The 21,361-nt window shown below is 45.2% G+C and carries 20 protein-coding genes; 12 read left to right on the top strand and 8 right to left on the bottom strand.

The window, feature by feature from the left end; genetic code table 11:
* The first annotated feature begins 196 nt into the window (after positions 1-196).
* A complete protein-coding gene (locus tag FTU90_RS08895; RefSeq protein WP_180072371.1) occupies positions 197-358 on the top strand; it encodes a hypothetical protein in 162 nt (53 codons plus the stop codon).
* A 93-nt stretch (positions 359-451) separates the two neighbouring features.
* Here the strand turns inward: FTU90_RS08895 and nadC are convergent, their stop codons facing one another.
* The gene (gene nadC / locus FTU90_RS08900; protein ID WP_074383822.1) at positions 452-1,303 is read right to left on the bottom strand and encodes a carboxylating nicotinate-nucleotide diphosphorylase; all 852 of its coding nucleotides are present in this window, start codon (positions 1,301-1,303) and stop codon (positions 452-454) included.
* Between the two features lie 180 nt (positions 1,304-1,483).
* Between nadC and ampD the strand changes: the two genes are divergently transcribed.
* Together ampD and murJ are read left to right on the top strand one after the other, a co-directional pair.
* Positions 1,484-2,074: a 1,6-anhydro-N-acetylmuramyl-L-alanine amidase AmpD gene (ampD, locus tag FTU90_RS08905; RefSeq protein WP_180072373.1), complete on the top strand. Its 591-nt coding sequence runs from the start codon at positions 1,484-1,486 to the stop codon at positions 2,072-2,074.
* A 60-nt stretch (positions 2,075-2,134) separates the two neighbouring features.
* Positions 2,135-3,685: a murein biosynthesis integral membrane protein MurJ gene (murJ, locus tag FTU90_RS08910; RefSeq protein WP_180072375.1), complete on the top strand. Its 1,551-nt coding sequence runs from the start codon at positions 2,135-2,137 to the stop codon at positions 3,683-3,685.
* Between the two features lie 110 nt (positions 3,686-3,795).
* Here murJ and FTU90_RS08915 read toward each other — a convergent pair whose 3' ends face one another.
* A complete protein-coding gene (locus FTU90_RS08915) occupies positions 3,796-3,954 on the bottom strand; it encodes a DUF1328 domain-containing protein (protein ID WP_004647174.1) in 159 nt (52 codons plus the stop codon).
* 188 nt (positions 3,955-4,142) lie between these two features.
* Between FTU90_RS08915 and FTU90_RS08920 the strand changes: the two genes are divergently transcribed.
* On the top strand, positions 4,143-4,598 hold the full coding sequence (locus tag FTU90_RS08920; RefSeq protein WP_171063370.1) for a YcgN family cysteine cluster protein: 456 nt from the start codon (positions 4,143-4,145) through the stop codon (positions 4,596-4,598).
* Positions 4,599-4,615: 17 nt separating this feature from the next.
* Here FTU90_RS08920 and FTU90_RS08925 read toward each other — a convergent pair whose 3' ends face one another.
* Complete coding sequence (locus tag FTU90_RS08925; protein WP_074383824.1) at positions 4,616-6,754, bottom strand: bifunctional diguanylate cyclase/phosphodiesterase; 2,139 nt, start codon at positions 6,752-6,754, stop codon at positions 4,616-4,618.
* A 264-nt stretch (positions 6,755-7,018) separates the two neighbouring features.
* On the opposite strand from FTU90_RS08925, the gene FTU90_RS08930 reads away from it, so the two are divergent.
* Entirely contained in the window at positions 7,019-8,287 is a 1,269-nt protein-coding gene (locus FTU90_RS08930) for a replication-associated recombination protein A (RefSeq protein ID WP_100329543.1), read from the top strand.
* 336 nt (positions 8,288-8,623) lie between these two features.
* Here the strand turns inward: FTU90_RS08930 and purC are convergent, their stop codons facing one another.
* The 3 genes from purC to dapA are packed head-to-tail and all read right to left on the bottom strand — an operon-like array spanning position 8,624 to position 10,900.
* A complete protein-coding gene (gene purC / locus FTU90_RS08935; RefSeq protein ID WP_005173343.1) occupies positions 8,624-9,343 on the bottom strand; it encodes a phosphoribosylaminoimidazolesuccinocarboxamide synthase in 720 nt (239 codons plus the stop codon).
* 37 nt (positions 9,344-9,380) lie between these two features.
* Positions 9,381-9,986: a lipoprotein-34 precursor (NlpB) gene (locus tag FTU90_RS08940; protein WP_100329542.1), complete on the bottom strand. Its 606-nt coding sequence runs from the start codon at positions 9,984-9,986 to the stop codon at positions 9,381-9,383.
* Positions 9,987-10,000: 14 nt separating this feature from the next.
* On the bottom strand, positions 10,001-10,900 hold the full coding sequence (dapA, locus tag FTU90_RS08945; RefSeq protein WP_180001043.1) for a 4-hydroxy-tetrahydrodipicolinate synthase: 900 nt from the start codon (positions 10,898-10,900) through the stop codon (positions 10,001-10,003).
* Between the two features lie 724 nt (positions 10,901-11,624).
* Here dapA and mhpT point away from each other — a divergent pair.
* The 3 genes from mhpT to FTU90_RS08960 all read left to right on the top strand — a co-directional run bounded on the left by mhpT (position 11,625) and on the right by FTU90_RS08960 (position 14,758).
* The gene (gene mhpT / locus FTU90_RS08950) at positions 11,625-12,830 is read left to right on the top strand and encodes a 3-(3-hydroxy-phenyl)propionate transporter MhpT (RefSeq protein ID WP_100329541.1); all 1,206 of its coding nucleotides are present in this window, start codon (positions 11,625-11,627) and stop codon (positions 12,828-12,830) included.
* A gap of 195 nt (positions 12,831-13,025) precedes the next feature.
* On the top strand, positions 13,026-13,655 hold the full coding sequence (pncA, locus tag FTU90_RS08955; RefSeq protein WP_100329540.1) for a bifunctional nicotinamidase/pyrazinamidase: 630 nt from the start codon (positions 13,026-13,028) through the stop codon (positions 13,653-13,655).
* 128 nt (positions 13,656-13,783) lie between these two features.
* Positions 13,784-14,758: a bile acid:sodium symporter family protein gene (locus tag FTU90_RS08960; RefSeq protein ID WP_180001042.1), complete on the top strand. Its 975-nt coding sequence runs from the start codon at positions 13,784-13,786 to the stop codon at positions 14,756-14,758.
* A gap of 128 nt (positions 14,759-14,886) precedes the next feature.
* Here FTU90_RS08960 and FTU90_RS08965 read toward each other — a convergent pair whose 3' ends face one another.
* Positions 14,887-16,140 carry a hypothetical protein gene (locus FTU90_RS08965; protein ID WP_180072377.1) on the bottom strand — a complete coding sequence of 418 codons (1,254 nt, stop codon included), beginning with the start codon at positions 16,138-16,140 and terminating at the stop codon, positions 14,887-14,889.
* Between the two features lie 77 nt (positions 16,141-16,217).
* Here FTU90_RS08965 and serB point away from each other — a divergent pair, with 77 nt between their 5' ends.
* The 3 genes from serB to FTU90_RS08980 all read left to right on the top strand — a co-directional run bounded on the left by serB (position 16,218) and on the right by FTU90_RS08980 (position 18,810).
* Complete coding sequence (gene serB / locus FTU90_RS08970; protein WP_100534551.1) at positions 16,218-17,438, top strand: phosphoserine phosphatase SerB; 1,221 nt, start codon at positions 16,218-16,220, stop codon at positions 17,436-17,438.
* Positions 17,439-17,854: 416 nt separating this feature from the next.
* A complete protein-coding gene (gene aciT / locus FTU90_RS08975; protein ID WP_074383829.1) occupies positions 17,855-18,190 on the top strand; it encodes a ciprofloxacin tolerance protein AciT in 336 nt (111 codons plus the stop codon).
* 140 nt (positions 18,191-18,330) lie between these two features.
* Positions 18,331-18,810, top strand: coding sequence for an SCP2 sterol-binding domain-containing protein (locus tag FTU90_RS08980; protein ID WP_100329538.1), 480 nt, complete (start codon positions 18,331-18,333; stop codon positions 18,808-18,810).
* A 304-nt stretch (positions 18,811-19,114) separates the two neighbouring features.
* On the opposite strand, the gene dtd is transcribed toward FTU90_RS08980, so the two are convergent.
* Entirely contained in the window at positions 19,115-19,555 is a 441-nt protein-coding gene (dtd, locus tag FTU90_RS08985) for a D-aminoacyl-tRNA deacylase (RefSeq protein WP_180072378.1), read from the bottom strand.
* A 228-nt stretch (positions 19,556-19,783) separates the two neighbouring features.
* Between dtd and FTU90_RS08990 the strand changes: the two genes are divergently transcribed.
* A complete protein-coding gene (locus FTU90_RS08990) occupies positions 19,784-21,298 on the top strand; it encodes a catalase (protein WP_100354958.1) in 1,515 nt (504 codons plus the stop codon).
* Positions 21,299-21,361: the final 63 nt, after the last annotated feature.

The following is a 21,361-nucleotide window of genomic DNA, read 5'->3' on the forward strand; positions in this document are numbered from 1 at the left end:
AAAACGCATCTCCGGATGCGTTTTTTTATGCCGGAAATTTCAGAATACAGCCCATTGAAAATGCAGCACAAAACTTCCTGACAAAATTCCGACATGAATCGGCTAGATCCAGATCTATTTTGCCCCGATATTCAAACGATATCACCATGAGGAATGCGAGATGAAACAGTGGCTTTGTGCAATGTCTTTGCTGGGAATGTTTGGACTAAGCGCCTGTGACTGGGGTAACCAGCGGGAGGATGATGAGCGTTCGGTACTCAATCAGGACCGCGATGAGGACAATCGTGGTGATAATGACCGTGATGGCGAAGATGATGATCGAGATCGCCGAGGTAATCGGGACGACGATGATGATTAAGGTCTAAAATAGAAAATTGAGCAAAATATATGCAAAAAAATTTCTAAAAATCAAAAAAGGGTGCTTCGCACCCTCAATGGTCATCTATCGAATTTAGGCTTCAGCATTAAATCGCATCGATAAATCCACAGCTTTGACATCTTTGGTCAAGACACCCATCGAAATATAATCGACACCGCTACTGGCAACTTCACGTAAATTTTCGATCGTGATATTGCCAGATGCTTCCAGTTTGCAGCGGCCGGCCACATGCTGTACTGCCTCAATCATTTGCTGCTGGCTGAAATTATCCAGCATCACGATATCCGCATTGGCCTCTAAGGCCTGATTCAGTTCATCCCAGGTTTCGACTTCCACTTCGACCGGTTTGCCCGGCGCAATCTGGTGTGCCTTGGCAATCGCCTGAACAATTCCGCCAGCGGCCATAATATGATTTTCTTTAATCAAAAAGGCATCGAATAAACCCAGACGATGATTCTGCCCACCACCAATGGCAACGGCATATTTTTGTGCAATACGCAGGCCAGGAAGGGTTTTACGGGTATCCAGTAGCTTGGTATTTAAGCCATCCAATTGTTTGACATAATGCGCTGTTTTCGTCGCAACTGCAGACAGTGTCTGGACAAAATTCAGCGCAGGACGTTCCACAGTCAATAAACTGCGTGCAGAACCGGCCAGTTTCAGGAAAGTTTCATTGGCTTGAACCCGATCACCCTCATTTTTTAGCCAGATCACTTCAACACTTGGATCATAAGCCTGAATCAAGGCATTCACCCAAGGTTGCCCGGCCAGTACCATATCTTCACGGCTGATGATCGTGGCAGTGGCCTGTTCATCTTCAGGGGTCAGCAGGGCAGTAATATCGCCGTCACCAATATCCTCTGAAAGTGCCTGTTGGATATTGATCTGAATCGACTGGTCTAGCAACGCTTGAGATATGCGCATGAGTATTTCCGTATCTTTTAAGCCGTGAAAATTGCGCCTTATCTTAGCACTGTTACATAAAAAATGAGCGATTTTTCCTACAGTCTGCCGGGATGAATTGAGATTTGTGCCTGAAAGTTTTAGCATGAAGCCGGCTGCAACCCTGATTGTGCAGATTTTATTTTTGGAGAGAATGGTTTTATGCAACAGGCAGCCGAGTTTCAGGTTAAGAATGGACAACTGATGGGCGCACGTCACATTCCCTCTCCCAATTTTAACCAGCGTCCGGACAATACCGAGATTCAGCTCATTGTGGTGCATAACATCAGTCTGCCACCCTCACAGTTTGGCGGCGGTTATATTGAACAGTTTTTTCAGAATCAACTGGATTGGTCAGTCCATCCCTATTTTCAAAGCATTGAAGGGATGCAGGTTTCGACCCATCTACTGATTTTACGTTCTGGTGAGGTACTGCAATTCATCAATTTTAATGACCGTGCCTGGCATGCCGGACGTTCCACCTATTTGGGTAAAAAAGAATGTAATGATTATTCGATTGGCATCGAGCTGGAAGGTAGTGACGACTTGCCTTTTGAACCGGTACAGTATGCTGCCTTGATCAAAGTCACTGCCTGTTTGCAAGATTATTATCCTAAAATTCAGCAGCATATTGCCGGACATTCGGATATTGCCCCAGGCCGTAAGACCGATCCGGGACCGTATTTTAACTGGGCTGATTTTCGTCGCCAGTTACAGCATTATAAAAATACCTCAACCTCGCTTGAGGGATGAAATTAAGCAATGAACTTCTGACAGAGGTTTCATTACAATAGCCACAAATTTATACATTAGGTGAATAGGATGGCGCTTTGGCGTTCGACCGTCATTGTCAGTGCGATGACCATGTTGTCACGTGTACTGGGATTGGTTCGAGATATTGTTTTACTGAATGTCTTTGGTGCGGGTAAGGACTTCGATACCTTCGTGGTCGCATTTCGTATTCCAAACTTTTTCAGGCGATTATTTGCCGAAGGGGCATTTTCACAGGCCTTTATTCCGGTTTTGACCGAATACAAAACCAGTCGTACCCATGCCGAAGTGCAGATTCTGATTAGCCGGGTATTTGGCTGTCTGGCAACGGTAATGAGTCTGCTGACCATGTTCGCAGTGATTGCTGCGCCGTTGATCATGTATATCTATGCGCCCGGTTTCCATAGCGATCCTGAAAAATTTGCCTTGGCGACTGACATGTTCCGCCTGACCATTCCTTATTTACTGTTCATGTCACTGACGGCTTTTGCCAGCAGTATTCTGAACAGTTATGGTTCTTTTAGTACACCGGCCTTTGCACCGGTCTTGCTCAATGTCGCCATGATTGCTGGCGCGCTCTGGCTGACTCAGCATATGGCAGAGCCGATTATGGCACTGGGCTGGGCAGTGATCATTGCCGGTATTTTACAGCTGGCGATTCAGATTCCTGAACTGTGGCGTAAAAACCTGCTGATCCCACCTAAAATTGACTTCAAGCATGAAGGCGTGGATCGCATCATGAAATTGATGCTGCCGGCTTTATTTGGTGTATCCGTCACGCAAATTAACCTGCTGCTGAATACCATCTGGGCATCTTTCATGCAGGATGGTTCGGTGTCCTGGCTGTATAGTGCCGAGCGTATGACCGAGTTGCCGCTTGGCCTGATTGGTGTGGCGATTGGTACTGTCATTTTGCCATCTTTATCGGCACGACATACCGAGCAGAATCCGGAAAAATTCCGCGGCATGATGGACTGGGCCGCTAAAGTGATTGTAATGGCAGGTTTACCGGCCAGTATTGCCTTGTTTATGCTGTCGACCCCGATCATTCAGGCCCTGTTTGAACGTGGTCAGTTCAGCTTTGAAGATACTCAAATGACGGCTCTGGCGTTGCAATGTATGAGCGGTGGTGTGATTGCCTTTATGTTGATTAAAGTCTTTGCCCCGGGTTTCTATGCACAGCAGGATACCAAAACACCGGTGCGTGTCGGTCTGATGGCTGTGGCTGCCAATGCAATCCTGAACGTGATTTTTATCGGTATCTTCAAGTTGATTGACTGGGAAGCAGAACATATGGCACTGGCACTGGCATCGACCGGTTCAGCCATGGTGAATGCCGGCCTGCTTTATTACTATCTGCATAAGCGTCATATTTTCCGCTTTGGCCCGCACTGGAAAAAAATCTTCCTGCAATTCATGTTTGCCAATGTGGTGATGATCGCAGCTTTGGCTTATGCCTTAAGTTGGTACAATGCCGATGTGTCGCAATGGATGCGTGTCGCAGAAGTACTCATCTTGTGTGTCATTGGTGTGGTGGCCTATCTGGCGGCCTTGCTGGCGGCAGGTTTTAGACCGCGTCATTTAAAACCTTAAGTGAATATTGAACTTGATATTCGCTTAATAAAGCTATAAAAAAACAAGAGCCAGAAGGCTCTTGTTTTTTTCGAAGGATCATACTTGCTTCGACTCAATCTAAACTGAATCTAGACCTTACCGCGGGAAAGAAATCCAACGATCGCAAGAATCACCGCAATTACTAACAAGATAATTGCAAAATCCTTAGATAAGCCTGCTACTCCACCGAAACCAAGTAGACTCGCAATTAATGCAATAACAGCAAAAATAATAGCCCAGCGAAACATATATATTCTCCATGTGTTTTTATTTTCAAATTTAGTATAGAAATAAACGATTCCAGCGACTGTTAGTGTTTTGTTGACGAACTGTCTATGATTTAACAATAGTTTACGTGATGGTAATAAGAATTTGAGCGGTAGGTCTGCGCGGTTTGGGCTGCTATAATCAGCTGATTTTTGAGTGCGCCGACCTGATCATGACCGATACTTTACGTCCCGAATTTTGGAAAAACTATGGCCTTGCCGAACTCACGCAAGCCGAGTGGGAAGCCTTGTGTGATGGTTGCGGACTCTGTTGCCTGATTAAACTGGAAGATGAAGATACCCAGGAAGTCGCTTATACCAAAGTGGCCTGCAAACTGCTGGATTGTACGACTGCGCGTTGCTCCAATTATCCAGAGCGTTTGCACTATGTGCCAGACTGTATTCAGCTCACGCCAGAAAAATTGGAAACGATTCACTGGTTGCCTTCAAGCTGTGCTTATCGCCGGGTCGAGCAGGGCAAAAGCCTGCCATCCTGGCATTATCTGATCAGCGGTTCACGGGAAAGTGTGATTCAGGCACGCAAGTCGGCAGCAGGGCGCTGCCTGAGTGAAGCCGACATTCCTGAAGACGACATCGAAGACTATATCGTGCGTTGGGTGCGTTAATTTGCCGCGATAAGTAGCTATTGATTTGCCGGCTGCAGTAGGGCCTGAGCCGAAGCACCGGCCATCGGACGATAGAAATAAAAGCCTTGTCCAATCTGACAGTCACAATGGATCAGGGTATCGAGTTGTTCGGTATTTTCGATGCCTTCGACCAGAACATCCAAAGCAATACTGGAACCAATCTGGGTAATGGCTTTGACAATCGCCAAGGCGGACGGGTCACTGTTCATACGCTCGACGAAGTTGCGGTCAATTTTGATGCAATCTACCGGATAGTCTTGTAAACGGGTTAGTGAAGAATGCCCGGTGCCGAAATCATCCAGTGAGATCTGGATTCCGGCCTGTTTCAGCAGGTTCAGGGCCCGGATCACATAATTGGCACCATGCTCGGACAGACTCTGTTCGGTAATTTCCAGTTCCACCTTATGCGCAGGAATATCAAAATTGGACAGGCGGGCCAACATTTTTTCAGCATAGTCATCGCGCAAAAATTCAACCGGTGCGGCATTGATTGAAATCGGCAACAGATCCAGTCCTTGGGCCTGCCAGCGACTCATATCGGCAAAGACTTTCAGTTGCATGGTTTCACTGATACGTGAGGCCAGCTCATAGTCCTGAAAGGCACCAAAAATCTCGGAAGGCAGTTGCACCTGCTGATCCTGATCTTGCCAGCGTAACAGTGCTTCAAAACCAATCACCACACCATCAGACAGACGGACTTTGGGTTGATAGTAGGGAATGATCTGATCGGCCAGAATAATCTTGCGGGCCAAAGTCAGCTGCTTGGTCATATTTTCCAGCGAACCACACATGTCCTGATTAAACATGCGGATGCCGCCACGACCACTATTTTTCAGATCATTTAGAGCAATATCGGCACATTTCAACAGGTTCGAAGTATTTAATGCATCACGTGGATAGATAGCACAGCCAATACTCATGGCACTGCTGATACTGTCGCCAATATAATTGATCGGTTGATCCAGCTGGCTATAGGCCAGTTGCGCCGTGGCCAGCAGCTGTTCTTCACTTTCCAGATTTTTCACCAGAACAGCAAATTCATCTCCACCCAAACGGGCCACAATGGTATTCGGGCCGAAACAGGCCTGGAAACGCTGACCCAGAACATGGAGTAGATGATCGCCAGCAATATGGCCCAAGGTGTCATTGATGTGCCGGAAATAATCCAGATCAATCAGCAGTAGACCCGCCTTGGTCTGCTGTTGTTGCGCTTTTAATAGCACCTGTTTAAAGGTTTTATAGAAGGTACTGCGATTATACAGACCAGTCAGTTCATCTCGTTTAATGGCTTCTTTTAAGCGGGTTTCTGCAATTTTTTGCTGACTGATATTGCGTGAGACACAGAGGATGCTTTGGGTAATATTGTGCTGATCCAGAATCGGGGTCAGCAGATGATCCCAATATTGGATTGGCTGGTCTTTGCTCTGAGTTTTGCTAGAAAAACGGCTATTTAAGCCTAGGACTGCCTGTTTCAGTGCACGTTGCGCAGATTTTCGGGCTTCAGGTGCTAAACGGTTCAGCCAGGACAAAGAACTGTCCTGATCTTGCGCTGTTGTTTCGCTTTCTGGTGTCAGACCGTCAGACTGGTTACTATGCCGAATCTGACCTTCAGGACTGATAATATGGATGCAGTCTGCGCTGGCATCCAGCATATTTTCCTGGGTTGAAACGATTTGAGACAGTTGTTGCTGGATTTCAAAATAATCATGTACATCGGTCAGTGAAACCGCCCACTGCAACACATCTTCCGGATCATGATGAAATTTTACCGCCAGCGTACACATACGATAATGGGTATCGCTGCGTTTAATCCGGCACTGGGTTTCAAAATTCTGATGCTGATCCAGTGCCGCATGCCACAGCTTCGAAAACAGCTGTAAGTCCTCGGTATGAATGAAACTCTGCCACGATATATTGCCCGGTTCATTCAGGTTCACACCAAGATAATCGGTCATGGCGGCGTTAAAATAGTGCAGATGTGTTTTGCTACTGACCCAGAGAGGTTGGGGTAAGGCATCAATCAGTTTTTGAAGCTGAATTAATTCAGACAGATGAACAGGGGTTGAACTCAGTGATGTTGCCAGCAGAGGTTCCGACTGGCTCACAGCTCCCTGTTCAAATTTATCATGCTTCATGCATTCACCAATACAACCCAAAAATACCCAAGGGGGCGACATAAGTTTCTTTTAATTAAAATAAATAATATGAAAATTACACTGTAATTAATTCACAATTAATCATGTTCAAATTACTTGCTTTTATGAAGATTAATTCATTCAGAATTAAAAAAATAGAGGATTTCTACATAAATTAATTTTTTATGCTTTATATTTGCAATCTTGGAATCAAAACTGCTGGTGTTAGAATGAGATCAGAATTTAGTTTGAGCCAATAATAACATGTCAGATAGTCATATCCCGCTTCCAGAACGCTTAAGACCACGTGACCTTGCAGAGATTATCGGGCAGGAACATTTGCTGGGGGAACAGGCGCCCTTACGCCAGATGATTGATCAGGGTCATCTACCGTCGATTATTTTCTGGGGACCACCCGGCGTTGGAAAAACCACCATTGCCTTACTGTTGGCACAAGCGGTAGATCGGCCTTTTATCAGTCTGTCTGCCCTGAATACCGGAGTGAAAGAGCTGCGTGAAGTGATTGCCGATGGTGGTGATCTGCTGACGCCAGTGGTCTTTATTGATGAAATTCACCGCTTTAATAAATCCCAGCAGGATGCACTGTTAAATGCAGTCGAAAAAGGGAAAATTACCTTAATTGGTGCCACTACCGAAAACCCGTCTTTTGAAGTGAATAGTGCCTTATTGTCACGTTGTCAGGTGTATAGCCTGAATGCGTTGAGTGCGGAATCGATTCAGACTCTGCTCACACAAGCCTTGCAAAATGACCGTTTTTTGCAGGAACGACATATCCTGATTGAAGAATTTGATGCCTTGGTGCAGTTCGCAGCAGGTGATGCCCGTAAAGCATTGAATTTACTTGATCTGATTGCCAGTACTTTTGAACCGGATATGGAAAATATCATCACCAATGCAGGGGTGGTGAAAGTGGCACAGCAAAATATTGCCCGTTATGACAAGTCCGGTGAACAGCATTATGATCTGGTCTCGGCTTTTATAAAATCAATTCGCGGCAGTGATCCCGATGCAGCGCTGTACTGGATGGCACGCATGCTCAAAGGCGGTGAAGATCCGGTATTTATTGCCCGCCGTATGCTGATTGCAGCTTCTGAAGATATCGGTAATTCCAATCCGAATGCCTTATTGCTGGCGGGTGAATGTTTCCGTTCGGTGCAGGCCGTCGGCATGCCGGAATGCCGGATTATTTTAGGACAATGTGCGGTGTATTTAGCCACCAGTGCCAAAAGTAACAGCACCTATCTGGCAATTAACAAGGCGATGGAGCTTGCAGATAAAACCTCGAATTTGCCGGTGCCTTTGCATTTGAGAAATGCACCGACCAAGCTGATGAAAGAACAGGGCTACGGGGTGGATTATCTGTATCCGCATCATTATCCTGAGCATTTTGTGCTGCAAGACTATATGCCGCCAGAACTGAAAGATACCAAACTGTATGAGTCGGCACGCAATAAACGTGAAGTTGAAGGAGAGCGCTTACAGCAACGCCGTTGGCAACAACAGCAGCAATAATATCAGTACACAAATAGATTAAACTCAGGCAAAAAAAGCCCAATTCAAGGCGAATTGGGCATAAATTAGGATGTTTTTTCAAGGGAGAGAACATCCTAGAGGGTAGGCGATCAATCTGGTCGGCAAACCTTGAGTTAAATCAATCAGCTCACTGATTTGCCTGGTATGTGATGATATTAAGCCATAGGCTTTCCAATGTAAAAACGATCATTTTCATCTGTAATATTTGTTTTTTCGATTAAAGCTTAAAAGGTCAATCTGGCCCAGCCACAAAAAATCAGGGATAAAAAAACCGAGCTGTTGAGCTCGGTTTTTTTGAAGCAATGGACTATGCCATTAGATATTGTCGAGGTTAATACCTAAACGGCCCGCAACTTCTTCATAGGCTTCAACCACACCGCCTAAACCTTGACGGAAACGATCTTTGTCCAGTTTTTTCTTGGTGTCTTTGTCCCATAGACGGCAACCGTCTGGAGAGAATTCATCACCCAAAACGATACGGTCATGGAATACACCGAATTCAAGTTTGAAGTCGACCAGAATCATGTTGCCGGCATCAAACAATGCTTTTAGCACATCATTGACTTGGTAAGTCAATTCTTTCATTTTTTCCAGTTGCTCAGCAGTCGCCCAACCTAAAGCAATCGCTTGCGATTCATTGACCATTGGATCGCCAAGCGCATCGTCTTTAAAGAACAATTCGAATGTAGATGGAGTCAGTTCTTTACCTTCTTCAACACCTAAACGGCGGCATAAAGAACCTGCTGCATAGTTACGAATCACACATTCAACCGGGATCATATCCAGTTTTTTCACCAGCACTTCATTTGGAGTCAGCAGCTTTTCAAAGTGAGTTTCAATACCCGCTTCTGCCAGCTTTTCCATGATGAAGGCGTTAAAACGGTTGTTCACCTTGCCTTTACGATCTAGTTGCTCGATTTTTTCGCCATTGAATGCAGAGGCATCATCTCGAAAGACTAAAATCAGATGGTCTGAACTGTCTGTGGTGTAGACAGATTTCGCTTTACCAGTATAGAGCAAGGTTTGTTTTAACATGAGGGAACCTTTTACAAAAAAAAATGCCTAGAAATGTCTAGGCTGGCCAATTTTGGTAAATCTGGTTGAGCAGTTCTGCGGCTTTTTCACGGTCGGCAAAACTGTTATCGGCATTGAACACAGCGAGGTTATTACTTGAACCGACAGAAGATAATCTTAATACATAGGTTTGCTGGTCGACCCGAATCGTGACTTCGTAACGGTTTTTATTCTGCGCAACGATGCTATGATTCAGGCTGCTGAGGGTGGCAAGCGTATATTGCCAAATTGTAGCAGAATTTCCGTCAATTTTAAGCAGCGGATTAAGATTTCCGTCTGTGACCAACTGTGGTTTACCAACAGCATTGCTTTCAGTCAGCTCAGCTTGAGCGGTGTTCTCAGTCTGGGCCTGAGGGCGTGGCAAGGCAAAACGGTTGCCACGCTGGTTTTCAAGCTTCGGTGCATTTTCAATTGCAAGCGGATCGACTGTTGGAGCAGGATACAATGGCGTTGCAGGACGTACCATGGCGCCTTCAGGATATTGTAAAGCGTCCAGAGTTGTAGTTTCTTTATAGTCTAAAGTGCCGTTATTAAAGGCCATTGAACTACAACCTGCCAAACTGAATACTGAAAGTGTAAGGCTAAGTCCTAAACGTAATTGCATAATCTTGTGCTCTTTTATTTAATAACGCCCGCTTCGACCAGTGCTTCATGAAGCGGAGCGCGATATTGTTCTGCAAGTGGTGTTAATGGAAGGCGAATGCCAGTACCAATTAAGCCCATGTCATGGAGTGCCCATTTCACAGGAATTGGGTTTGATTCGCAAAATAAAATATTGTGTAAATTTGCAACCTGAGCATTTAACTGTTCAGCGTCTGTAGCATTACCTGTAATGGCAGCGGCACACACTTCACTCATGGCTTTCGGAGCCACATTCGCTGTGACCGAGATATTGCCTTTGGCGCCATGACCCATCAGCTGATATGCCGTTGCATCATCACCTGAGTAGACCACCATGTCTTTGTCTTTCAGACCTTGCAAGAGTTCAGCACCACGCGGTACATCACCCGTCGCATCTTTAATCCCGACGATTTGTGGAATATCGGCCAGACGAATCACGGTTTCATTCAGCATGTCGACACCGGTACGGCCAGGGACATTATACAGAATCTGCGGAAGATCGACCGCTTCAGCCACAGCTTTATAATGCTGGTACAAGCCTTCCTGGGTCGGTTTGTTATAATAAGGCGTCACCAGAAGAGCAGCATCGGCGCCGAGTTCTTTGGCTTCACGGGTAAGTTGGATGGCTTCACGGGTCGAGTTTGCGCCTGTGCCGGCAATAATAGGAATACGTTTGTTGGCCACACGAATGATTTCTTTGATCACCTGGGTGTGTTCACTCATGCTCAGGGTCGAGGCTTCGCCTGTCGTTCCAACGGCAACAATACTGTTGGTGCCCTCTGCAATATGCCATTCAACCAGCTTCTCGAGACCCTTCCAATCTACGTTGCCATCTTCAAACATAGGGGTGACGATTGCGACTATGGAACCTTGAATGGTCTGTGCTTGCTGAGTCATTTTAAAAAACTATCCTATTTGTCCATCCGAAAGGAATGAGAAAACATAAATTGGGATGGATTTGTATTTTGATTTATAGCAAATTCAATGGACTTGCGCTGAATTGAAGATTGCTTATGCAAATTATGACTGATCAAACGCATAAGAACAATATGCTTTAGTCAAAGCCACTCAATTCTTTATACAAAGCCTTTTGAAAACAATCAAGTAATAAATTAGATGATTTATCCGGCGAAATACCGCGGTCAAACTGCGACTTAAGTCCCGGCTCAGCGAGATATTGTTGAATTTTGTCTGCAAAATTAGCTCGATTTGAGTAAAAATCTCGGCCAAGTCGTGAATTTCGTTGTTTTTAGCTGCTGAATTAATATTTTTATTGGATGAATCTATATGTAAAACATCTTTGTCTGGAGGCTAAGCTGATGTAAACAGGTTGAAAAATTGAATCTATTAATCTTTTTTTAATATCAATGAATTGCATAATATTTTTCTAATCGGTTGGTTTTTTAACTTGATGTATAAGTCTTAAAGCATAAATTGTGAATTTTAAAACTTTTTGATTAATTGCTTTTGCGACTTTATCTCAAGGTCTATTGCATGGAGCTGCTTCAGCTGCTGTGGGGATATCCAAGTAAAACGTTCAACTTATTGATAGTTATTTCTGCGCTCAGGCTCATAGATGATGGTCTTTCTTTTGTAACGCTGATTGAACAAGGATAATCCAATGGAAAAATCAGACAATAAGCATGCTATCGTCACGGTCGCCATCTGTTTTCTGATAGCGGTGATTGAAGGCTTGGATATTCAGGCTGCTGGTATTGCTGCAGCCGGTGTGCGTGAACACTTCGGTCTCGATAGTTCCCAGTTGGGTGTGTTTTTTAGTGCAGGGATTCTGGGTTTATTACCCGGTGCACTGATCGGCGGTCGATTTGCAGACCGTATCGGCCGTAAGAAAGTGTTGATCTGGTCGACAGCAACATTTGCCATATTCACTTTATGTACAGTTTGGGTCAATAGCTTTAACAGTCTGCTGGCAGTACGTTTTCTGGCCGGAGCAGGTCTGGGCGGTGCGATGCCGATTCTCATCACACTCGCTTCTGAAGCGGTATCGCCGCAAAATCGTGGTCGTGCAGTCGGCTTGATGTATTGCGGTATGCCTGTGGGTGCTGCGATTTTATCTTTAATTGCTGCGACTGAATTTGGTGCCAACTGGAAAAATGTTTTCTATCTGGGCGGCTTGTTACCGATTTTTGCAATTCCATTGATGATGCTATTTTTGCCTGAATCGAAGGAATACCTGAAAACACAGAACAAAACTGCAGCAGAACTTGCCGTTGCACCACAAGGTTCATTTAAGGACCTGTTTAATTCGGACAACCTGTTACGTACCATGTGCATCTGGATCAGCTACTTCTTCACGCTGATGGTGGTTTACATCATGCTGAGCTGGTTACCCTCATTGTTTATGGAACTTGGCTTTACCCGTAAGGACGGTTCAACCGCACAGTTCTACTTCATGGTTACGGCGACGATTGGTACAATTATCCTGGGTATGCTGACCGATCGCTGGAAAAAAGCGTATGTGATCCTGTTGATGTACGGCGGTATTCTTGCAGGTCTATTGGCACTAAATGGTGCAAGCTCACTGAACCAGATGTATATGGCAGCAGCATTGGCAGGTGCCTTCGTAATTGGCTGTCAGGGTGTACTTTATGCCTTCGGTAGTATCGTGTATCCAACAGAAGTGCGCGGTACCGGTGTCGGTGTTGCTTCTGCAGTCGGTCGTATTGGTGCCATGCTAGGCCCAGTCATCGCAGGTCAGCTCCTGGTGGCAGGTTTTGGTGCCGCAGGGGTAATTACAGCCGCAATCCCATGTATCATCATCTCTGCACTGTGTATGCTATTCCTGGTGAACCGTACCAAAGTGTAATAAGGCAAGATTTGAAAAAGCCTGCTTTTGCAGGCTTTTTTGTGTTTAAAATTCAAGGAATCAGATCCGCAGTGCGGTTAAAAACAGGCAGAATCAGAATATGCAGTCACAGGGTTTTTAGCAGCCGCTCTAAAAATCCGATAACAATTTGCGCTATGCTTGGACATAAATCGAGATTTCAATGGATGAAAATACATGCAAAATAATATCGCTTTGCTGGTCGTAGATGTACAAAGAGGATTTACCCCAGGGGGTAATCTGGCAGTGGCCAATGCTGACCAGATTATCCCCAATATCAATTTATTGGGGCAGTATTTTCAAAATATTATCCTGACGCAGGACTGGCATCCAGAAAACCATATTTCTTTTGCAGACAATCACCCCGCTAAAGCGGCTTATGACAGCATTCAGCTGGATTATGGCACTCAGGTTTTATGGCCAAAGCATTGTGTGCAGGGGACAGTAGATGCCGAGTTGCATCCGGATTTAAATTTACCGCAAGCGCAACTGATTATTCGCAAGGGTTTTGATTCCCGGATTGACAGTTATTCCGCCTTTATGGAAGCAGATCAGAAAACCACAACCGGTTTGGCCGGCTATCTGCGTGAACGTGGTATTGATACGGTATTTGTGGTTGGGATTGCTACTGATTTCTGTGTGGCTTGGACCGCCATCGATGCCTGCAAACTGGGCTTTAAGACCTTTGTCATTGCCGATGCCAGCAAGGGCATTGATCTGAATGGTTCCTTGCAACATGCCTGGCAAGATATGCTGGCGCATGGGGTAAAACGCATCTATACCAAAGATATCGTTCAGCCGGTTTAAAATTTTATCATGATGCGCTTCGGATATTTCTTTGATCTTCGGCGCATTTAAATCTTCAGATTTCTGGTATTGAGAGATGCCTGTTTTATCTTGTTATTATTCTGCCTTTGTACCCCTGGATGAACCCCATGTCAGCCTTGCTCCAGTTTAGCCAATTTGTCCAAAAAACCTTTGCTTTATGGGTGCTGCTGTTTTCCGGCATTGCCTTAATGCTGCCCGAGGGCTTTGTCTGGTTACGCGCTTATATTCCATGGATGCTGGGCATCATCATGTTTGGTATGGGCATGACCATGACCGTAGGCGATTTTAAAAGTGTGCTACAAAGTCCGAAAGCTGTCGGGATTGGGGTCGTGGCCCAGTTTGTAGTGATGCCGGGTCTGGCTTTTCTCTTGTGTCAATTGTTCCAGTTGCCGCCGGAAATTGCGATCGGGGTGATACTGGTCGGTTGCTGTCCGGGTGGCACTGCCTCCAATGTCATTACCTATATGGCCAAAGGCAATACTGCTCTGTCTGTGGCCTGTACTTCCGTCTCAACCTTATTGGCTCCGATTCTGACCCCTGCGATTTTTTATCTCTTGGCCAGCCAATGGATCGAGATCAATGCCTTATCCATGCTGGTGTCGATTCTACAAGTGGTGCTATTTCCAATTCTTCTGGGCTTGATTGTACGGGGCCTGCTCAAGCAAAAAGTAAATGCCTATATTCAGGTGATGCCGCTGATTTCTGTGATTGCCATTGTCGCGATTGTGGCAGCGATTATTGCCGGCAGCAAAGCTCAGATTCTGCAATCCGGATTATTGATCTTGGGAGTTGTGGCCTTGCATAATGGTCTCGGTTATTTGCTGGGTTATTGGGCCAGTCGTATCTTTAAGCTGGCGGAAATAGACTGTCGTGCGGTATCGATTGAGGTGGGAATGCAGAATTCGGGTCTGGGTGTGGCTTTGGCTGCGACCCATTTTGCAGCTTCTCCACTTACGGCTTTGCCCAGTGCGATCTTTAGCTTATGGCACAATATTTCAGGGCCAGCTCTGGCCACCTATTGGGCAGCCAAAAGCAGGGCAACGACATTAGAGCCAAAGCAAAATCTGGATACAGACAGCTAGAGTTTTAAAATGCGGCAGTGATTTTAATTGCTGCAAGGCGCTGAATAATAAAACTTGACCAGTAACAGCTTGAAAATTCTGCGCATAAAAAAGCCCGATTTAAAGTCGGGCTTTGTACTGTACAACCTTTATGAGGCTTTGGACTGTTTGGATTTTAAAATCTCGGTTCTAAAAGTCTGTGCCAGTTCAGCCGTTTCTGCATCCATGCCATTCACTACAAAGGCATGACGGGTCAGGACATTGGTTGGATTAGGCATACTCACCAGCTGGAAGTGATCACTTACATCTTTCAGCAAATGATTCGGTACATGTAAGGCACTTTCTTTCGAGACCAGGTGCTGGCTAAGACGCTCAGAGGCTTGTACCGAGCTGAGCTGCATCTCCTCGACTTTAGAGGCAATTGCGCTGCGGGTTTGCAGCACAAAACGTTTTTCTTCCCGGTAACGTTTATACAGTACTTCGGACAACAGCTGGAACACGGCACTGATCATGGTCAGGCAAGCCAGGGCATTTGGTTTATCTGCTGCAATACTGATCGTGGCCCCTTTTTCATCAAATTTATGTACGGTACAAATATCAGAACTATTCAATTTATAACGTTGCACACAGAGTTCGGTGGCTTTGTTCAGAAAAATCTGACAGAGATTGAAATAAGGCACCGAAACGGTTTTATTGACACTATCCAGTAATTGTTTTGGATCATAGAACTGGATATTCAAGCTCAGGCTATCCTGCTCCAGGACCGCCGGCTTATGTTCTTTTTCTTTGGCTTTGTTTTTCACTGCCTGTTGAGCTTGGGCAATGGCTAGCGCAGCATTGTGCTTTTCCTGTTCCAGAGCTTGGGTCAGGGTCTGAATCTCGAATTTTAAACGGGATTCATTGTTAATGCGTGCCAGATATTCGGTTCGGCTAGGACGCGCGATCGCGCGGTACGCCACCCAAATCAAAGCATGAATAATGAAAGAGAACAGAATCGCCAGCCATTGCGTCCGCAGAATTTCACCCATACTTGGCTCAATCAGGGTGATTTCAATCAGACCGACTTTTTTCTCGTTTTGCTGTGCATCACGGACAAAAACTTCACCATCACGAGTTTTGGTCAGTCCACCGGTGGCTAAAACCTGACCTTTCGCATCCAGAATTCGAATCGAAGCCACACTCGGGTTGGTCGCATAACGATTTGCCAGCAAAGCCAGAGAAACACGATTGGCCGGTTCCAGCTCGGACAGGCTGTCTGTCACCAGTTGACTGGTGATCAGCTGCCCCTGACTGGTGCGGTTTTCATTCAGTTGGTGAGTGGTTGCCAATACCAGTAAAAAGGTATGCAGAGCAAAACTTACAATCAATAGGCTAGCAAATAGCCCTTGTCTAGGCGCATTCAACGTAAACTTCCAAGGCAATTCTGTTCAATTTCGATTATGATTCTAACAATAGTTGTAGCTCAGACCCGAGTCAATTCATGCGAGAAATCATTCTTATATCATTTTTAGGACCTGACCAGCCTAATCAATTTACACGATTAATGCAGGTTTTGTCCGCCCATTCCCTACAGATTTTAGATGTGGGGCAAGCGGTTATTCATAATCAGTTAACCTTAGGTATTGTTGTAGCGTCTGATGACCAGACGGCGACAGCATTAGCCATGAAGGAAATCCTGATTCTAGCACATGATATCGGGTTAACTGTGCGCTTTAAACCGATCTCTGCGACTGAATATGATCAGTGGGTCAAAGAGGGTGGGCGCACACGTTATATCGTAACGGCATTGGCCCCTGAATTAAATGCCTCTCATTTGCAGGCCGTGACCCAGATTGTCTCGACTCAGGGTTTTAATATTGAAACCGTAACCCGTCTGTCTGGCCGTCCGGCCCTGGATGGCAGCAGTACCGGTCCGAAACGTGCCTGTATCGAATTTGGTTTAAAAGGACAAATGCTGGATGCCGCAGCCATGCGTGCTGCCTGTTTGCGTTTGTCCAGTGAACTGAATGTCGATGTTGCGGTTCAGGAAGACAATGCCTATCGCCGTAACCGCCGTCTGGTCTGTTTTGATATGGACTCGACCCTGATCGAACAGGAAGTGATTGATGAACTGGCGATTGAAGCAGGGGTCGGTGCGCAGGTTGCTGAAATCACCGAACGCGCCATGCAAGGTGAACTTGATTTTCAGGCCAGTTTCCGTGCCCGTGTGGCTTTATTGAAAGGCATGGATGCATCGGTACTGCCGAAAATTGCCGAGCGCCTGACCATTACCGAGGGTGCTGAACGCCTGATTTCGACTTTAAAAGCATTGGGTTACCGTACTGCAATTCTGTCGGGTGGTTTTCAGTACTTTGCCGAATATTTGCAAGGCAAACTGGATATTGATGAAGTGCATGCCAATGCGCTTGATGTTCAGGATGGTGTAGTCACGGGTGAAGTCAAAGGTCATATTGTCGATGGCGCGCGTAAAGCTTTATTGCTTGGCGAAATTGCCAAAGAGATGGGAATTTCCCTGGAACAGACCATTGCAGTCGGTGATGGTGCCAATGACTTGCCAATGTTATCGATTGCAGGACTCGGTGTGGCTTTCCGTGCCAAGCCACTGGTGCGTCAAAATGCCACGCAGGCGATTTCCAGTGTCGGTCTGGACGGGGTGCTGTATCTGCTCGGGGTACACGATAAAGACCTGAATCAGGCATAAACACTCGTTTGGATAGATATAAACGCGACCTCAGGGTCGCGTTTTTTGATTGCCTTTGGACCAAGGTGACCAAGCCAGCAGAGAAGGTTGACTATAAAAACATCGATCATCTTAAACGGAAAAATAATTTTTTCAGTCAATAACAGCCCTGATAATTTTGTAATGACACGCCAACATTGACGCAGTCATTGATCCACAAAAATGCCAAAAGCAAAAAATGTAATGACAATATAATATCGCGACAAAGTATGTCGTGAGACCAGATCACAGGACTTTTTTTATGCAAAAAACTCAGCATAATGCAGGCATAGAGATACAAATCAACAGATTCCATTTTATTGATTGAACGAAATTCAATAGATAGAACCGTTGCAATATCAAACAGGCAAACTATCTATTTGGATGGAGGGGTTTATATGGTAACAGCGAATTTAGCAACGATCGTGGGCTTCAGTTTAGTCGCTGCAGCTGTAGTTGCTGTGTTCTTCTCGCCTTATCGTCGCTGGTTGAGTTTTATGGCAGCCGGGATGTTGGTCTGGGGCTTGATTGAGATGATTCGTGTAGGCACACAAGCCTGGTTTGATCTGCCAATGACCTATAGTTATCTGAGTGCATTGACAGCAGTCATGATGGTGGTCACTTTCTTATTATTGCGTGAAGACCGTCGTGCAGAGCGTGCCTTGGCAAAACGCCGTTGTATCGAACATACGCCAGTCTATGAAGATGACCAGCAGCAGCTTTCGAGCCGTTAAGTCTACAAATCGCAAAGAAAAAATGCACCCACGGGTGCATTTTTTAGCTTAGAAATATGATACAAACTGCTTAATCAACCTAGCCAAGAATTATGCTAGGATATTTGTCAATTTTCGTACAATTAGAATAGGCATCCTCCATGAAACTGTCGTCCATTCCTGTGTTAAAACTTCCTCTTATTGATATGAGTACCGATCCACTGGACTTGTTGGTCGCGGGTCTGGCTTTACGTATGAAGCAATTGGCACGTACCAGCCCAAAATTTATTGAACTGGTACATGAGCGTCAATTCCGGATCCAGATTGGCACAGATGAAGGTATGGCACGTCAGATCATTGTCAATAATGGCCAGATTGATACGGTTTCAGGTGATGCAGAGAAAGCAGATTTTGTATTGCAGTTTGCTGATAGTGAACAGGGTGTAAAGACCTTGGTCAAAGGTGACCCGACAGCATTCATGACCGGTATGCAAAGTGGCACCATCAAAATGGAAGGTGACTTTGGCCTGCTGGTCTGGTTTAACCAGGTGGCGAAGATGATTCCACCCAAATTGCCCAAACCGGTCAAAGAAAAAATTAAATTTGCCCGGGCGTTTATTAAAGAAAAAACGGGTAAATAAAACTCTGCTCCTGACTTCCTCTCCTTTTTCAAGGAGGGCTGAGGGCAGGATTCAGCCAGTTTCAATCTGGGTAATGCCAGTCAGTTAGGGAGTTTAGATCTAAGCTCCTTAATTTTTTAAATCTTTTGCAGAAACAATTATTTTCTAATCTTGCGGTACAATACACCTGATGCCCCAGACCGTTGGGGATGAGGTTTCCAGCTACCCCATATCATTATGAATAACAATAATAAAAAACCAGATAGTTTCCTGCCTGATCTCGATTACTGAATCTGAGGGCTTTTTAATGTGGAAAATAATGTCGCTATTCAACTTCTAAATTAAACGTCACCGGCCCATCATTGACCAAATGTACTTTCATATCCGCTGCAAAAATACCAGTTTGTACATGTTTAAATTGTGACTTTGCATAGTCAACCAGTTGCTCATACAGCTCTTTTGCAGCAGCAGGTGGCATGGCAGGGCCAAAATCTGGACGTAAACCTTTTTGGGTTTGCGCCATTAGGGTAAATTGCGAAACCAGCAGTAAACCGCCTCCGGCCTGACCGACATTCCAGCCCATTTTGCCCTGTTCATCATCAAAGAATCGGTATTTCAATATCTTATCAATCAGCTTTTTACCTTTTTCCAGATTGTCGTCCTTGCTCAGACCCAGAAAAACCAGAATTCCTTTATTTATTTCGCCAGTGGTTTCACCCTCGACCACGACTTTAGCTTCTAAAACTCTTTGTAATAAGGCACGCATTTTACATATTGACTGATAACGATAGATGGGCGTGATTGTAGCAAGAATAAAACCTGAAGCAGTATCAGATGCTAATTTTTATGAGTTTTAAATATTTGAAAATCAATTGATTAATTTTTATAAATTCATTAAAACGATTGAAGTTATAAAAATAATCTGTTTTAACAATTTTTAGTTTTTATATATCTTAGCACCTGCAGGAAAGGTAATAAATTGAGAGATTTAGAAATGTTTAAGCGTTCATTACTGGTTGCAATGCTTGCAACTGTCACAGCCACACAAGCTGCTCCTCTAACTAAAGACAATGGTGCGCCAGTCGGTGATAACCAGAACTCAATCACAGCAGGCCCAAATGGTTCAGTCTTGCTTCAAGACGTTCAATTGGTACAAAAACTACAACGTTTTGGTCGTGAGCGTATTCCGGAGCGTGTGGTACATGCGCGTGGTACAGGGGCTTATGGTGAATTCGTTGCAACTAAAGACCTGTCTGACTTAACAATTGCTTCTCTATTCAAGACCGGTACTAAAACTCCAGTTTTTGTACGTATGTCTACGGTAATTCATGGTAAAGGTTCACCGGAAACCCTGCGTGACCCGCACGGTTTCGCGATCAAGTTCTATACTCAAGAAGGGAATTGGGATCTGGTCGGTAACCAGACACCGGTATTCTTCATCCGTGATGCGATCAAATTCCCGGACTTCATTCATGCAATGAAGCCAAGCCCGGTGACAAACGTACAAGATGCCAACCGTGTATTTGACTTCCTGTCGAGCCAGCCATGGGCTACCAACATGCTGACTTATGTGTACGGCAAACAAGGTGTGCCCACCAGCTACCGCGAACAGGACGGTTTCGGTGTACATGCTTACAAGCTATATAACGACAAGGGCGAATACAAATATGTGAAATTCAACTTCCGCTCGCAACAAGGCGTGAAGGGTTTGAATGTGAAAGAAGCTGCCGTGCAACAGGGCAAAGACTTCAATCACTTGACCAATGATCTTTATAACAACATTTATGCCGGCAACTTCCCGAAATGGGATCTGTATATCCAGGTACTGGATCCAAAAGATCTCGGCAAGTTTGATTTTGATCCACTTGATCCCACCAAGATCTGGCCAACTGACTTAGTTCCAGAAGTGAAAGTGGGGACATTGACCCTGAACCGCATGCCAAAGAATTTCTTCAATGAGACTGAACAGTCGGCATTTGCACCAGGTAATCTGGTTCCGGGTATTGAGCCATCGGAAGACCGTCTGCTACAAGGCCGTATCTTCTCTTACTCAGATACGCAAATGTACCGTCTGGGTGTGAATCACCAGCAAATTCCGGTGAACCGTCCAGTGGTTGCTGTAAATAACAACAACCAGGAAGGTTATATGAACGTGTCTGAGCGTGACTCGGATGTGAACTATGAGCCAAGCCGCAAAGAGCCAAAAGCTGCAACTGCAAAAGCACGTGCGGTACAAACACCATTATCGGGTCATGTACAGCAAATCGGTGTGAAAGAGCAGAACTTCAAGCAGGCAGGTGAGCTGTACCGTTCGTATACTGCCAAAGAGAAAGATGACTTGATTATGAACCTGGCTGCGGACTTAGGTGCAGTAAAAGATTCAGAAACCAAGCACATCATGTTGTCTTATTTCTACAAGGCAGATGCCGACTACGGTACACGTATGACCAAAGCGGTGAAGGGCAACATCGCAACGGTCAAAGCCAAAGCAGCACAACTCAAAGACTGATTTCGATTGGTCGATCAGGATTGGTGACTAGGGTTTAAGAATTCACCTCCGCAAAGTCCTGTA

The organism is Acinetobacter sp. YH12200 (assembly GCF_013418175.1).
Taxonomy (GTDB): Bacteria; Pseudomonadota; Gammaproteobacteria; order Pseudomonadales; family Moraxellaceae; genus Acinetobacter; species Acinetobacter pseudolwoffii.

Coding starts and splice junctions, on each gene's coding strand:
- FTU90_RS08895 (WP_180072371.1), top strand. CDS start 197: ATGTTTGGACTAAGCGCCTGTGACTGGGGTAACCAGCGGGAGGATGAT.
- nadC (WP_074383822.1), bottom strand. CDS start 1,303: ATGCGCATATCTCAAGCGTTGCTAGACCAGTCGATTCAGATCAATATC.
- ampD (WP_180072373.1), top strand. CDS start 1,484: ATGCAACAGGCAGCCGAGTTTCAGGTTAAGAATGGACAACTGATGGGC.
- FTU90_RS08915 (WP_004647174.1), bottom strand. CDS start 3,954: ATGTTTCGCTGGGCTATTATTTTTGCTGTTATTGCATTAATTGCGAGT.
- FTU90_RS08925 (WP_074383824.1), bottom strand. CDS start 6,754: ATGAAGCATGATAAATTTGAACAGGGAGCTGTGAGCCAGTCGGAACCT.
- FTU90_RS08930 (WP_100329543.1), top strand. CDS start 7,019: ATGTCAGATAGTCATATCCCGCTTCCAGAACGCTTAAGACCACGTGAC.
- purC (WP_005173343.1), bottom strand. CDS start 9,343: ATGTTAAAACAAACCTTGCTCTATACTGGTAAAGCGAAATCTGTCTAC.
- FTU90_RS08940 (WP_100329542.1), bottom strand. CDS start 9,986: ATGCAATTACGTTTAGGACTTAGCCTTACACTTTCAGTATTCAGTTTG.
- dapA (WP_180001043.1), bottom strand. CDS start 10,900: ATGACTCAGCAAGCACAGACCATTCAAGGTTCCATAGTCGCAATCGTC.
- mhpT (WP_100329541.1), top strand. CDS start 11,625: ATGGAAAAATCAGACAATAAGCATGCTATCGTCACGGTCGCCATCTGT.
- pncA (WP_100329540.1), top strand. CDS start 13,026: ATGCAAAATAATATCGCTTTGCTGGTCGTAGATGTACAAAGAGGATTT.
- FTU90_RS08960 (WP_180001042.1), top strand. CDS start 13,784: ATGTCAGCCTTGCTCCAGTTTAGCCAATTTGTCCAAAAAACCTTTGCT.
- serB (WP_100534551.1), top strand. CDS start 16,218: ATGCGAGAAATCATTCTTATATCATTTTTAGGACCTGACCAGCCTAAT.
- aciT (WP_074383829.1), top strand. CDS start 17,855: ATGGTAACAGCGAATTTAGCAACGATCGTGGGCTTCAGTTTAGTCGCT.
- FTU90_RS08980 (WP_100329538.1), top strand. CDS start 18,331: ATGAAACTGTCGTCCATTCCTGTGTTAAAACTTCCTCTTATTGATATG.
- dtd (WP_180072378.1), bottom strand. CDS start 19,555: ATGCGTGCCTTATTACAAAGAGTTTTAGAAGCTAAAGTCGTGGTCGAG.
- FTU90_RS08990 (WP_100354958.1), top strand. CDS start 19,784: ATGTTTAAGCGTTCATTACTGGTTGCAATGCTTGCAACTGTCACAGCC.